Source organism: Dysgonomonas sp. UBA7710 (assembly GCF_002482385.1).
Taxonomy (GTDB): domain Bacteria; phylum Bacteroidota; class Bacteroidia; order Bacteroidales; family Dysgonomonadaceae; genus Dysgonomonas.
Genome location: NZ_DLFW01000035.1, coordinates 112,526 through 126,435, shown reverse-complemented (window position 1 = coordinate 126,435; position 13,910 = coordinate 112,526). Strand labels below are relative to the sequence as shown.

Annotated in this window: 9 protein-coding genes and 1 riboswitch; of the genes, 8 read left to right on the top strand and 1 reads right to left on the bottom strand. The window is 42.4% G+C overall.

Annotated elements, in window-relative coordinates:
• Positions 1-43 precede the first annotated feature (43 nt).
• The 6 genes from B3317_RS11065 (at position 44) to B3317_RS11040 (ending at position 6,361) form a co-directional block, all read left to right on the top strand.
• Entirely contained in the window at positions 44-889 is an 846-nt protein-coding gene (locus B3317_RS11065) for an RteC domain-containing protein (protein WP_120182554.1), read from the top strand.
• A gap of 263 nt (positions 890-1,152) precedes the next feature.
• Entirely contained in the window at positions 1,153-1,506 is a 354-nt protein-coding gene (locus tag B3317_RS11060; protein ID WP_120182553.1) for a helix-turn-helix domain-containing protein, read from the top strand.
• An 11-nt stretch (positions 1,507-1,517) separates the two neighbouring features.
• Complete coding sequence (locus tag B3317_RS11055) at positions 1,518-1,826, top strand: helix-turn-helix domain-containing protein (RefSeq protein ID WP_120182552.1); 309 nt, start codon at positions 1,518-1,520, stop codon at positions 1,824-1,826.
• Between the two features lie 85 nt (positions 1,827-1,911).
• On the top strand, positions 1,912-3,390 hold the full coding sequence (locus tag B3317_RS11050; protein WP_291111431.1) for a DUF3945 domain-containing protein: 1,479 nt from the start codon (positions 1,912-1,914) through the stop codon (positions 3,388-3,390).
• A gap of 6 nt (positions 3,391-3,396) precedes the next feature.
• Complete coding sequence (locus B3317_RS11045; protein WP_120181167.1) at positions 3,397-5,490, top strand: type IA DNA topoisomerase; 2,094 nt, start codon at positions 3,397-3,399, stop codon at positions 5,488-5,490.
• Complete coding sequence (locus B3317_RS11040) at positions 5,480-6,361, top strand: ORF6N domain-containing protein (RefSeq protein WP_291111427.1); 882 nt, start codon at positions 5,480-5,482, stop codon at positions 6,359-6,361. Before B3317_RS11045 ends, B3317_RS11040 begins: the two co-directional genes overlap by 11 nt.
• Positions 6,362-6,411: 50 nt before the next feature.
• On the opposite strand, the gene B3317_RS11035 is transcribed toward B3317_RS11040, so the two are convergent.
• On the bottom strand, positions 6,412-7,734 hold the full coding sequence (locus B3317_RS11035) for a voltage-gated chloride channel family protein (RefSeq protein WP_291111425.1): 1,323 nt from the start codon (positions 7,732-7,734) through the stop codon (positions 6,412-6,414).
• Positions 7,735-7,764: 30 nt separating this feature from the next.
• A riboswitch (Fluoride riboswitch) is annotated at positions 7,765-7,831 on the bottom strand.
• A gap of 175 nt (positions 7,832-8,006) precedes the next feature.
• On the opposite strand from B3317_RS11035, the gene B3317_RS11030 reads away from it, so the two are divergent.
• Both B3317_RS11030 and B3317_RS11025 read left to right on the top strand, forming a co-directional pair.
• The gene (locus B3317_RS11030) at positions 8,007-8,444 is read left to right on the top strand and encodes a DUF1896 domain-containing protein (RefSeq protein ID WP_291111423.1); all 438 of its coding nucleotides are present in this window, start codon (positions 8,007-8,009) and stop codon (positions 8,442-8,444) included.
• Positions 8,431-13,869, top strand: coding sequence for an N-6 DNA methylase (locus B3317_RS11025; protein ID WP_291111421.1), 5,439 nt, complete (start codon positions 8,431-8,433; stop codon positions 13,867-13,869). The genes B3317_RS11030 and B3317_RS11025 overlap by 14 nt, the downstream gene beginning before the upstream one ends.
• Positions 13,870-13,910: the final 41 nt, after the last annotated feature.

Below are 13,910 nucleotides of genomic sequence, written 5' to 3'. Positions count from 1 at the left end.
TTTGCTAAGGTACTCTGATATTGATAACGTAATCCTCCCTACTATGAGAAAGTTATTAGGAACTATTGTTACCGAAATTCAGGAGCAGGAGCGGAAACTTTCAATTACGTGCTCGGGGCTAATTGAAGAGGCTTTTCAAATGACGGTCTTTCTTCAGGAGCTATTGGTTTCGGCAAAAGAATGTGTGCTAAGTTCGGGATTTGAGAACGATGCAAAAGAGATTGAGTTCTTTAAAATGATTAAGCCCCAAATCCTGGGCAAACTCATCTATTATAACAAGCTCTACCGGATAGAAACCTCGTGCCCGGTCAATAACGGGAAAATGTATCATAACTATTTCTCGAACCATTTAACGGAGCTAAAGATTGAGTTTAGGGAACACATCTGCAACTCCCATTTTTATCGCTACTACCGTTCGGGCAGGGTGGATAAAGACCACGAATATTTTAAGCGTGGGCAGATAAATTACCTTGATGGGCTTAACAGCTACGTTTTTGAAATCGACCCGCAATTCTCTACATATTACGATTACAAATTAGCCCGCATCCTCGCCAACGACCTGTTATACGCCTATCTCTTAACCAAAATCAGCCCCGAAGAAAATCCCAACACCTTTTTTCAGAACGTAGACGACATCAAAGAACTTTCCTGGACGGACAGCAAAAACGCCCTGATTGAGTTGATGTATGCCCTGTATGCTTCGGGTGCTATATCGGGCGGTAAGGTCGGCATCCGAAAGCTCGCCGCCATTTCACAGGTCTTGTTCCGAATTTCACTGACCGACGTGCATCACGCATTCCACCGTATGAAAACCCGTTCAGGTTGCCGCACCTTGTTTTTAGACCAGTTGAAGCAGGCACTTGAAGAGTATATGGATAAGGACTTATAAATAGCCCGTCCGTAAAGGCTTTGAAAGCAATACGCATTCCGTATTGCTTTTTTTTGTGCCTGCGTTCGCCAATATATGGCAATTGGCGAACGGGTATATTTCCTTATCCCAAAAATTGGAAAATCTGCCGAAACGCTTATTTAATAAGGTTGTCTGGGAAATTGTAAAATTTTCAAAAAACCGCTTTTTCAATTGGCAAGCATTGGCGGACAAACACTGCCACACTTCTGAATTTTGTCTTGTGAACATTTAACATTATTGCTATGAATATTATAACAGTTGACGAAGAAGTGTGGCAGCACCTTAACGAACGGTTGAAAGCCATCAGCGAATATATCCTCAAACTGGAAGATACAAGCTACGATAGTTTGTGGCTAAACAATCACGAAGTCTGCCAGTACCTCCACATCAGCGAAAAAACATTGTGGCGTATGCGCACCAACGGGCAGATAGCCTTTTCAAAAATGTACGGGCAGTATTACTATACGATTGGCGCAATCAAGGAAATGCTGAACGCCAATGCCGTGCAGACCACCGATGAGTATGTGGAGCAGCTTATGGCGAAAGGCAAAAGCTACATCGAACAAGGCAGAAAAATGAAATCAGGTAATAAGTAAAAGTTTAGGGTATGAATATTGACAAAATGGAATTTGTGGCGTGGATGGAACGCATAATGGATAGGCTTGACATTCTCGGCAACCACATAGACGATTTGCAAAAGAAGCGCAATAGTATAGACGGCGAAGAATTATTGGATAATCAGGATTTATTACAAATGCTGAAAATCAGCAACCGTTCCCTGCAACGGTATCGCTCCATAGGTAAGCTGCCTTACTATACTATCAGCGGAAAATTGTATTACAAACTATCCGATGTGCATCAGTTCATCAGGGAAAGTTTTAACCCGCCTTTACCCAAACTGAATGCCAATAAGTGACAAACACTGCCTTTGAGTGCCACATAGTGCAATTCGGTGCAGGCTTCCTTTACATTCGACAGCGAACTTTTAAAATTTTCAGAATATGAGTGAAGAAACAACCAATAAACAGGAAATGCCCGAACAGCTTTCGGACATATTACTCGTACTGGATAAAGAGAAAATGAAAATCCAGGCAGTAAAGAGTATCGACGAAAACGGGAAAATGGAAACCGTGGAACCCACAAAGAAAAACCAAAACCAGTTTATGCGTGTGGACAAAAGCGGCGATTTCTTTTCCAACTTCTTTTCCAATTTTTTCAGCCAGTTGAAGAACCCTACAAACTTTACTTTCTTCAAAGTACCCGCCCCTATTGGTGCTGAAAAAGCACAAGAATTACAAAAGCACGTGGATAAGCCCAGTCCCGACGGCGAAAAAGTGCTGAAAGAACTCGAAGTAAAGGCAGAACCGCAACAGGACAAAAAACAAGAAAATCAAAATAATATGGCAACAGCACAAACAACAACGGAAACGAGCGAATATCGCTACAAGCCGGAGCAGATTGATTGGGACACAATGAAAAACCTCGGATTAAGCAAAGAGTATCTTGAAAAAAGAAACTTGCTTGACCCTCTATTAAGAGGTTACAAAACCAATGAACTCTTACCGATAGGTATTAACCTCGGCGGTTCTATTCTGCGCACGGATGCCCGCTTGTCTTTACAGCAAGCGGAAGACGGCAATGTTATCGTGGCAATACACGGTATCAAAAAAGAGCCTAACCTCCATTTTGAGTTTTTCGGTCACAAGTTTACGGACGAAGACAAGAAAAACCTGCTTGAAACGGGCAATATGGGGCGTGTAGTCAATTTGGTAAATTCTAAAACAGGCGAACTGATGCCGTCTATTATCAGCATTGACAGGCTTACCAATGACGTGGTGGCATTACGAACTGATTTCATAAAAATACCTGATGAGTTAAAAGGTGTGAAACTGAATGACGAGCAAAAGCAAACCTTAATGGAAGGCAAACCGCTTTATCTGGAAGGTATGATTTCTACCAAAGGAACAGAGTTTTCTGCAACGGTACAGTTTAATGCGGACAAACGATATGTAGAGTTCCTGTTTGACAGAAGCAATAACCATCAGCAGGCGCAAACCAACCAACAAAACAATCAACAGGGTAATCAGCAGAATAATCAGCAAAGCCAACCGCAGGAAGCCCCAAAAACTTTCAGGGGCAAAGAACTCGATGATGAGCAGTACAACAAGTTCAAAGCCGGGCAAACCATATATGTGGAATTGAAAGATAAAAAAGACCAACCTTACAAGGGTTATATCACTTTCGACAAAGATACCGGAAAGACCAACTTTGAATTTCCCGGTCAGTATAAAGCACGGGTAGAAACTGCCGAAGCCCATAAAACACAGACAGCCGTTAATTCAGAGGGTAAGACAATTGAAGCAACCAAGAACATCAAAGAGCCTTTGAAGTCCGGGCAACAAAGACCGAAAAATGAAAAGCAGCAGGAACAACAGGAAAAGCCTGAAACTCCTGCAAAATCCAAAGGCAGAAAAATGTAATACAGTATGAAAACAATTATTGCAGAAAAACCAAGCGTAGCAAGGGAGATAGCTGTCTTGTTGGGAGCATCTGAAAAAAAGGACGGCTACCTGACAGGTAACGGCTATTTAGTTACGTGGGCATTCGGTCATTTAATAGGACTGGGAATGCCCGAAGATTATGGGAATACGGGATTTGACAAAGCCGCTTTGCCAATATTGCCTAACCCGTTTTTATTGACCGTTCGCAAGGTCAAAAAAGATAAAGGCTATACTGCCGATACTGGCGCATTAAAGCAACTGAAAGTAATCAAAGAACTGTTCAATAAAAGCGATAGCATTATCGTGGCGACCGATGCAGGTCGTGAGGGCGAACTCATTTTCAGGTACATTTATGAATACCTGAAATGCAACAAGCCGTTTGAACGCCTTTGGATTAGTTCGCTTACAGAAAAGGCAATTAAGCAGGGCTTTGACAACCTGAAAAATGGAAAAGAATTTGACGGGTTATATCAGGCTGCACAAGGCAGAAGCCGTGCCGATTGGCTTGTAGGCATCAACGCTACACAGGCGTTGAGCATTGCCGCAGGCAATGGCATTTACTCGCTCGGAAGAGTGCAAACGCCAACATTAGCTTTGATATGCAAACGCTATCTCGAAAACAAAAATTTCTCTGTAAAGAAATACTGGCAGATACAATTGCTCCATCACAAAGCACAGGTTGATTTCAAAAGTATTTCCGTTACCAAGTGGGATGAAAAGCATCTTGCTGATGATACGCTGAAAGCCATTCAGCGCAGTGAAATTGCAACTGTTACATCGGTAGAAACCAAAAGCGTTACAGAACAACCGCCCTTGCTTTTTGATTTGACGGGCTTGCAAAAGGAAGCCAACAAAAGACTGAAATTATCCGCTGAAGCAACGCTCAATATTGCGCAAAGCCTGTACGAAAAGAAGTTTATTACTTATCCCCGTACCGGGAGCAAATACATACCTGAAGATATGTGGGCAGAAATTCCCAACCTTGTGCGGGCATTGCAGAACCGTGAAGATTGCAAACAAGCCCTTAGCAAAATCAAATGGGGACGGTTCAATAAACGTATCGTGAATGACCTCCGTGTAACGGACCATCACGGTTTATTGATTACCGACAAAGTGCCGTCTGTACTGAATGCAGATGAAGATAAGATTTACAATATGATTGCACTTCGCCTGCTCGAAGCCATATCACAAGCCTGTGTCAAAGAAATAACCGATGTATCATTGCAGGTGTTGCACTATGATTTTACAGCAAAAGGCTGTAAAATTCAGGAAGCGGGTTGGCGTTCCATCAAAGGAAGTTTTACCGATGATGGCGAAGAGCCAGTACAGGAACTACCCGAACTGACTAAAGGCGACGAACTTAAAATAAAGGAAGCTGCCGTTTTGGAAAAGCAAACCAAACCACCAGTGCTTTATACAGAAGCCGGACTTTTATCGGCTATGGAAACCGCCGGAAAAGAAATTGAAAACGAGGAAGAACGGAAAGCCCTGAAAAATATTGGTATTGGTACTCCTGCAACAAGAGCCGCCATTATCGAAACCTTGTTTACCCGTAATTATATCCAAAGGGATAAGCGTTCCTTAATACCTACGGAAAAAGGATTGCAGGTGTACGGGCTTGTTAAAGAACGCAAGATTGCAGATGTAGCTATGACCGCAGAATGGGAACTGGCATTGCAGAAAATTGAAAACAACGAAGCGGATGCAGGAACATTTCAAAAAGAAATGGAAACCTATGCGAAATCTATTACCAATGAACTGCTGCAAACTTCCATTGCAAATACTAATCAGCCAAAATTGACCTGTCCGAAATGCAAAAGTCAGCAACTCATCATTCGTGATAAGATTGTGAAATGTGCTGATGAGGCTTGTAACTGGGTGCAGTTCCGTACCGTCTGCGGGGTACAAATCAGTATCGAAAATATTGTAAGCCTTGTCAATAAAGGCAAAACGGCTTTAATCAAAGGAATGACAAGCAAAGCAGGAAAGAAATTCGATGCTTACATCGTGCTGAAAGAAAATGCAGAAACCTCCTTTGAGTTTGAAAAAAACAAAAGCAATAAGCGTAATGGAAAATAAGCAGCCTATAGTACCCAAAGAAATAAGGAACCTGATTTATACTATTCGGGGCAAACAAGTGATGTTGGATAGCGACCTTGCTTCCTTGTATCAGGTGGAAACAAAGAACCTTAACAAAGCCGTAAAACGGAATATCGAGCGTTTTCCTGCTTCGTTCTGCTTTCAATTGACTGAAAAGGAAGTTGAAAACTTGAGGTTCCAATTTGGAACCTCAAGTTTAAACTACGGGGGAAGACGTTATTTACCCTATGTTTTTACTGAACAAGGGGTTGCAATGGCATCTGCCATACTCCGTTCCGATATAGCGGTAAAAATGAGCGTTCAAATAATGGAAGCCTTTGTAGAAATGCGGCGTATGCTCATTAGCAATGCTTCTTTGTTCCATCGGTTAGATAGTATTGAATTGAAGCAACTGGAAGCCGACCAAAAATTTGAAGAGATTTTTAAGGCTTTGGAAAGCGACAAGCTGCACAGCGAAAAAGGTATCTTTTACAACGGACAGGTCTTTGATGCCAATGCTTTTGTTTCCGATATTATCCGTAAAGCCGGAAGTTCCATTATCCTGCTTGACAATTATGTGGATGATACGGTGCTTACTTTATTGGGTAAGCGCAATGATAATGTAACTGCCACTATCCTTACCAAAAGTATCAGTCACCAGTTACGGTTGGATTTACAACGCTACAACAGCCAATATACTGTAATAGATATTGAGATTTTCTCCGATGCCCACGACCGTTTTTTAATTATTGACAATACACAGCTTTACCATATTGGGGCATCACTCAAAGACCTGGGCAAAAAATGGTTTGCTTTTTCTCGAATGGATATTGAAGTAGGCAGGATGCTCCAAATATTGGGTAGGCAGTAAGTGTGTTAGCAATTTAAGTGGATTTAATATTTTTATCCTTTACAAATTGTTTATTTATGATTTCCATTGAGTTCACTTAAGCGTTTTCCTTGGTGATTTGAAAATCTGCGGTTCTTTGGTTCGCCAATCATTTGTTTACCGTAAATACTAGTGTGGCCTGACAAGAGATACGAAATTACACAAGCGATGGCTACATATACACCACATTCAACACCAAATAGTTCAATTGCCATAATAATACAAGCTAATGGTGTATTGGTTGCTCCTGCAAATACGGCAACAAATCCCATTCCTGCCAAAAGTCCTGTTGGTAACGGAATGAATAAACTTATAGCATTTCCCAAAGTTGCTCCGATAAAGAATAAAGGCGTTACTTCGCCGCCTTTGAAACCTGCCGAAAGTGTGATAATAGTAAAAGCCATTTTCAACGCAAAATCATATGGAGGTAATTGTTGGTCAAACGAGTGAACAATAGTTGGAATACCTAACCCAATGAATTTTGTTGTGCCGATTGCCCAAAACGCAAAAGCCACAATCACTCCGCCAACTAAGGGACGAAAAGGAGCAAATTCAATTTTTGATTTAAAAATTGCACTTGTTTTATGAATGACCTTGCTAAATGTTGCGGAACATAACCCAAAAATAATCCCTGCAATAATTGCATATATAATATTTAGAAATGAAATGTTGGGTACAAAATTGATGTGATAATGTGTGTGATGTGTCTGCCAAAGTTTGGTAACTAAATCGGCAATAATTCCTGCGGCAAATGCAGGAAAAATAGCATCATATTTCAGTCGTCCGATTAGAAAAACTTCCAAACCAAAGACTGCACCTGCTAATGGTGTTCCGAATACGGAGCCGAAACCTGCGGAAATAGCCGAAATAATTAAAATTTTTCGTTCGCTCTCTGTCAACCGAAAAGGTTTGACAAATTGGTCGGCAATAGCACCCGCCATTTGTAAAGCCGTTCCCTCACGTCCTGCCGAGCCGCCAAAAAAATGCGTAGCAATAGTTCCGATATACACAAACGGAGCCATTCGGAACGAAATAATTTCTTTGGGGTTGTGAATGGTGTCAATAAGCAAATTATTTCCTGCTTCAATGTCTTTGCCCAAATAGTAATAGAGCAAACCGATGAAAAAACCACCAATTGGCAATAATGCAATTAACCATAAATGATTTTCACGATAATTTGTAACCCAGTCCAATGATTGCAGAAAACCTGCTGAAGCACTACCAACACAAAGTCCGATAAGCAAACATAAAAATGTCCATTTAAGGATGTAGGGAATTGAAGGATACTTTCTGAAAAATACTTTCGTAGATAAATTGATTTTTTGACCGAATGACTTTTTGTTATTTATTGACATAACCAACCTGATTAAAATGTTAAACATTTAATTTAATCAGGCGTCATCAGCTTTTAAAAGCGGTTGGGTAAGGAAGAACACCATTTCCTTTTGGAACGACAAATGTATTAAAAAAATATTATAATATATCTGCCGTAAAGAAATATCCTTTTGTCTTTTCATTCTATTACGCCAAATACCGCCTCTCAACGCCAAACCCTGCAACATTCACAAAGGTATTTGCTTCCGCTTATAATTTTAGGATTTAAGTAAAATTCTAAACAAAATATAGTATGGACGTACATCAAAAAGACCTATCGTATTTCAGATTACGACTGCAAGAATTATTAAACAGCAGCTTCCCCGAAAAGGTACACGACCAAAAATTTATAGACCAACGGTCTTCGTGGGCTGCCAACGCTTATGAGGGGGCGTTCCGGTCGGGAAACGCCGTAGAGCAATGCAATGAAATAGCTAATTACATATTGTTTGAGGGCTTACACTTCTCCAAGTTCGACACGGTTTTTAAAGTGGTATGCAATGAGTTTGATACCATAATGGCAGATGAGGAACTGCGACCGTTCGCCCTGAAAATGTTTCCTGTTTGCGAACCTGTATTTGCAGGATATGAATTAACCGATGATTTCATCCACGGGTTTGAGTTCGATTTACTCTATACCGAACTGACCGGAACCATCGCAATATGGATTGAGGAAAATGGGCTTCAGTAAGCGGTTCCATCTCCAACAGAATATTGATGCCCTGCGAATTGTTTTTAAACTGGAAAAGGAGAAACGGCAAGCCACCGTAGGCGAAAGACTGCTAATGATGCAATACAGCGGATTTGGCGGTCTTAAATTCGTTCTGAACCCCTTTGAAAATGAAATAGACATCAATAATTGGAGAAAAACGGAACACGACCTCTTTCCGATTACGCAGGAACTCCACCAACTACTCAAAGAAAATTCCGAAGACGATAAGCAATACCGCAGGTATGTGGATAGTATGAAAAGTTCTGTTTTAACGGCTTTTTATACCCCGCCAGAGGTCATAGATGCCATTTCATCAGCCTTGCGGGATAGCGGTCTGCATATTGATAAATTCCTCGAACCCTCCGCAGGTATCGGCTCATTCATACAATCCTTTTCGGAAAGTCAAAAAGCCAATGTTACTGCCTATGAAAAGGACTTGCTGACAGGCAAGATTTTAAAGCAGCTTTATCCCGAAAGCAATGTACGTGTAAGCGGTTTTGAGGAAATTCCCGAAAGGGAACAAAACAGCTATGATGTAGTAGCCAGTAACATTCCTTTTGGCGATACTTCCGTATTCGACCTTTCTTATTCCCGAAGCAAGGACAATGCAAAAATACAGGCTGCCCGAAGCATACACAATTACTTCTTTCTGAAAGGTGCTGATATGCTCCGTGAGGGTGGTTTGTTAGTTTATATCACTTCACAAGGCATATTGAACAGCCCTAAAAACGAACCCATACGCAGGGCGTTAATGCAGGATAATAATTTGGTATCGGTTGTAAGATTACCTAACAACCTGTTTACAGAATATGCAGGTACGGAAGTGGGAAGCGACCTGATTATCCTGCAAAAAAATACGGCAAAAGAAAATCTGACCGACAGGGAAGATCTGTTTTGCCGAAGCAATCCAACCGAATACAATACACCAGGCAATGCCTTGTTTCAAAACAGTGCAAGGATTGTGCATACAGACTACAAATTAGATACTGACCCATACGGACAGCCTGCCTTAATCTATACGCATAAAAATGGTGTTGATGGGATTGCCAAAGATTTGAAACAAATGCTTTCCGAAGATTTCGGTAAGCATCTGAATTTGGGTTTATACAAAGGCAAACGGAACGATGAGCCTATTATACAAATTCCGATTGAGCCAAAGGTTATACCTCCGGTAATAGAGCCTGTAACCATTCGGCAAAAACTACAACCCGAACCAACTCCGGTAGTCCGTCAGGAAAGCCCGCAGGAATTGAAACAACTAAGCATTTTCGACCTGTTTGAAAGTGCGGGCGAACCTGTTGCCGTAATTGCGTTACCCAAAAGAACTACCCGAAGCAAAAAGCAAAGCACCCGAAAAAGCAGAGATACAATAGGTCGCCAGCCCGACTTGTTCAGTAGCGCAAGGCAGCAACCTTATACACCGCTAAAATCTAATGGTGCTGCCAATGTAACCAACCAAGTAAACGGCAAAAAACAGGAAGCTATCGGCGACCTGTTTTCACAAATAAACGGTAATGGCCAGTCTGATAAGACAGTCATTACCGCTAACAATATTAATGCTATTCCTGAACCGGCTCCGTATAGTGGCGAACTGCAATCGTTCTACCGAAACGATTGCCTTGTGGTGGATAATGGCTGGGTAGGTTATCTGCAAGAGGTGGAAAAGGAAGACAAAAAAGCAATCTTTCATCCATTGCAATTGCCGACCTCACAGAAAGCAAGAGCCGAAGCTTATATTGCCGTAAGGGACAGTTATATCAACCTGTACCAAAAAGAAGCTGAAAAGCAGACCGAACACAAGGAAGAACGGGAAACCCTTAACCTCCTGTACGATGCCTTTACCAAAAAATACGGCAATCTCAATGCTGCCGACAATGCCAAGCTGATAAAGACGGACAGTACAGGCAAAGAAATTCCTTATCTGGAGCGCATCATTGGTGGCGTAATCCACAAAGCAGATATTTTCAGCCGTCCCGTTAGCTTTTCTACCACCACGTTAGCAACCGATAATCCTGAAGAGGCTTTAGCCGCCTCGCTGAACAAATACGGAAACGTGGATTTGGACTTTATGTCAGAAATCAGCAGCCTCCCTGCCGATACCCTGAAAGAAGCCCTACACGGTAGGTTGTTCTACAATCCGCTACAACAGGAATACGAAATAGCCGAATGTTGGATAGCAGGCAACGTAGTTGAGAAAGCCGATGAAGTAAGAGCCTATCTCGAAAACAATCCTGATGATACCGAAGCCAAAGAAAGCCTTGCCGCTTTAGAGGAAGCCCGACCAAAACGTATTGAATTTGAGGAACTGGATTTTAACCTCGGCGAACGGTGGATACCTACCGGAATTTATGCCCGTTTTGCTTTGCACTTGTTCGATGCGGACGTACTCGTTCATTATTCCGAAAGCTCTGACGACTTTTCCGTAAAGTGTCATCAGGGCAATATGCACATTTGGGAAAAATATGCGGTCAAAGCGGAAAGCCGCACGTTTGACGGTATTGCCCTGCTCAAACACGCCCTTGTCAACACTACGCCTGATATTACCAAAAAAATAATGGTTGGCGACCAAGAGGTCAAAGTACGGGATATGGAAGCCATACAAATGGAAAATACCAAGATTGACGAAATCCGTACCGCCTTTACCGACTGGCTACACGCACAGAACGATGAGTTTAAAAACAGGCTGACCGACCAGTACAACGATACCTTTAACTGTTTCGTTCGCCCGAACTACGACGGAAGACATCAGGAATTTCCGGGATTAGACCGTAAGGGAGCAGGCATTGAAGACCTGTATTCAAGCCAAAAGGACACCGTTTGGATGATAAAGCTGAACAACGGTGCTATCTGCGACCACGAAGTAGGCGCAGGAAAAACGCTGATAATGTGTACCGCAGCGCAGGAAATAAAGCGTTTGGGATTAGCCCATAAGCCGATGATTATAGGGCTGAAAGCAAATATACCCGCCATTGCAGAAGACTATCGAAAAGCCTATCCACACGCTAAAATCCTTTATCCAGGTATTGATGACTTTACGCCGAAAAAACGCCTGCGGATTTTCGGGGATATTAAAAATAACGATTGGGATTGCGTGATACTCACACACGACCAGTTCGGAATGATACCGCAATCGCCCGAAATACAAAAGGAAATCCTCGAAATAGAATTAGACAGCGTAGAGCGTAACCTCGATGCCCTGAAATCGCAAGGCAAGGAAGTTACAAAGGGAATGCTCGCCGGGGTAATTAAACGCAAAGAAAATCTTGAAGTAAAGCTGAAAACGCTGCAACACGATATTGAAAATCGCAAAGATGATATTGTGGACTTTAAGATGATGGGCATAGACCATTTGTTTGTGGACGAAAGCCACCAGTTCAAAAACCTGATGTTCAACACCCGTCATACACGGGTAGCCGGACTGGGCAACGTGGACGGTAGTCAAAAGGCACTGAACCTACTTTTTGCAATCCGCACCATTCAGGAGCGTACCAATGCAGATATGGGCGCAACCTTTCTTTCGGGTACAACTATCAGCAATTCATTAACGGAGCTATACCTGCTGTTTAAATACTTGCGCCCCCGTGCATTGGAAAAGCAGGGCATCCATTCATTTGATGCGTGGGCAGCTATCTATGCAAGGAAAACGACCGATTATGAATTTTCGGTAGCTAACAATATTGTCGCCAAAGAGCGTTTCCGCTATTTTATCAAAGTGCCGGAACTGGCGCAGTTCTATTCAGAAATTACGGATTACAGGACGGCTAAGGATATTGGTATCGACCGCCCCAATAAGAACGAGGTATTGTACAATATACCGCCTACGCCTGACCAGGAAGATTTTATACAAAGCTTGATGCAGTTTGCTAAAACGGGCGATGCTACTTTGCTCGGAAGATTACCACTATCGCAAAGGGAAGAAAAAGCAAAGATGCTCATTGCAACGGACTATGCCCGTAAGATGTCGCTTGATATGCGAATGGTAAGCGGAATATATGATGACCATCCCGACAACAAGGCTTCGCATTGTGCGGCAAATATTGCCAAATATTACAACCAGTTCAATGCACAAAAAGGAACACAGTTCGTGTTTTCCGATTTAGGAACCTACAAGCCCGGCGAATGGAATGTGTACTCCGAAATCAAACGCAAGCTCGTAGAAGAGCACGGCATACCTGCAAACGAAGTGCGGTTTATTCAGGAAGCCAAAAATGATAAGCAGCGTAAAGACCTTATCAATGGAATGAACGAGGGTAAAATCCGTGTGCTGTTCGGTTCTACCAGTATGTTGGGAACTGGTGTTAATGCACAGAAAAGAGCCGTTGCAGTTCATCATTTAGATACGCCGTGGCGACCGTCAGACCTTGCACAAAGGGACGGGCGGGCTATCCGAAAAGGCAACGAGATAGCCAAATTCTTCGCCGACAATAAAGTTGCTGTGATTATCTATGCCGTTGAAAAATCTTTGGATAGTTATAAGTTCAACCTGCTGTATAACAAGCAACTTTTCATCGACCAGTTAAAGACTAATAACCTAAGTAAAAGAACGATTGACGAGGGAAGTATGGACGAAAAATCGGGAATGAACTTCTCGGAATATGTGGCAATCCTGTCAGGAAATACAGACCTGTTGTATAAAGCCAAACTGGAGAAACAGATTGCCGGACTGGAAAGTGAAAAGCAGGCGTTCAACCGTTCTAAATCCAGTGCCAAATTTAAGGTGCAGGATTATACGGAAATGTTGCAAAGTACCCAATCCCGTTTGAACCGGATGAGTACAGACTGGGAAAACTTGCAGCAACGCCTACAAAATCATTCAGACGGAACAATCGCAAATCCGGTGCTGTTGGATGGCTTACCGCCGAATGCAAACCCGAAACAAATCGGTACGAAACTCAACCAGATTGCGGATAAAGCTCGTACCGCAGGGCGATATGAAGAAATCGGCAGCTTGTATGGTTTTACGCTGTTGGTTAAAACTGAAATCTCTGAAAAAGAAGGGGCAGATATTAGGGTAAACCGTTTTTTGGTTCAGGGCGAGGGCAACATCAAATACACCTACAACAACGGCATAATGGCGAAAGACCCTGAAACCGCAGCAATGAATTTTTTGAGGGCTTTAGAAAAGCTGCCGGGCTTTATTAAGCAGGAGCAGGAGAAAATTTCTGAAATACAAAAAGACCTGCCCATACTTCAGGAAGTGGTTAACGGTACGTGGGCTAGGGAAAGCCGATTGAGCGAACTTAAAACGGAACTGGCTGCTGTTGAGAGGAAAATACAGCTATCCATTACACCGGAAACAAAAGCAGATACTCCGGAACAAGTGGAAAAGCAGAAAGAAACCCCAATGGTTCAGGAAAGCATTGTACGGGCAAAAGGTATTCATATACCTCGTGGTATATTGTAGTAATATAGCATACGGGCAAAATAAAAGGGAGGTGTTAGACG

Bases quoted from the DNA above. Each gene is read 5' to 3' on its own strand.
- B3317_RS11065 (WP_120182554.1), top strand. From the start codon at position 44: ATGAGAAAGTTATTAGGAACTATTGTTACCGAAATTCAGGAGCAGGAG.
- B3317_RS11060 (WP_120182553.1), top strand. From the start codon at position 1,153: ATGAATATTATAACAGTTGACGAAGAAGTGTGGCAGCACCTTAACGAA.
- B3317_RS11055 (WP_120182552.1), top strand. From the start codon at position 1,518: ATGAATATTGACAAAATGGAATTTGTGGCGTGGATGGAACGCATAATG.
- B3317_RS11050 (WP_291111431.1), top strand. From the start codon at position 1,912: ATGAGTGAAGAAACAACCAATAAACAGGAAATGCCCGAACAGCTTTCG.
- B3317_RS11045 (WP_120181167.1), top strand. From the start codon at position 3,397: ATGAAAACAATTATTGCAGAAAAACCAAGCGTAGCAAGGGAGATAGCT.
- B3317_RS11040 (WP_291111427.1), top strand. From the start codon at position 5,480: ATGGAAAATAAGCAGCCTATAGTACCCAAAGAAATAAGGAACCTGATT.
- B3317_RS11035 (WP_291111425.1), bottom strand. From the start codon at position 7,734: ATGTCAATAAATAACAAAAAGTCATTCGGTCAAAAAATCAATTTATCT.
- B3317_RS11030 (WP_291111423.1), top strand. From the start codon at position 8,007: ATGGACGTACATCAAAAAGACCTATCGTATTTCAGATTACGACTGCAA.
- B3317_RS11025 (WP_291111421.1), top strand. From the start codon at position 8,431: ATGGGCTTCAGTAAGCGGTTCCATCTCCAACAGAATATTGATGCCCTG.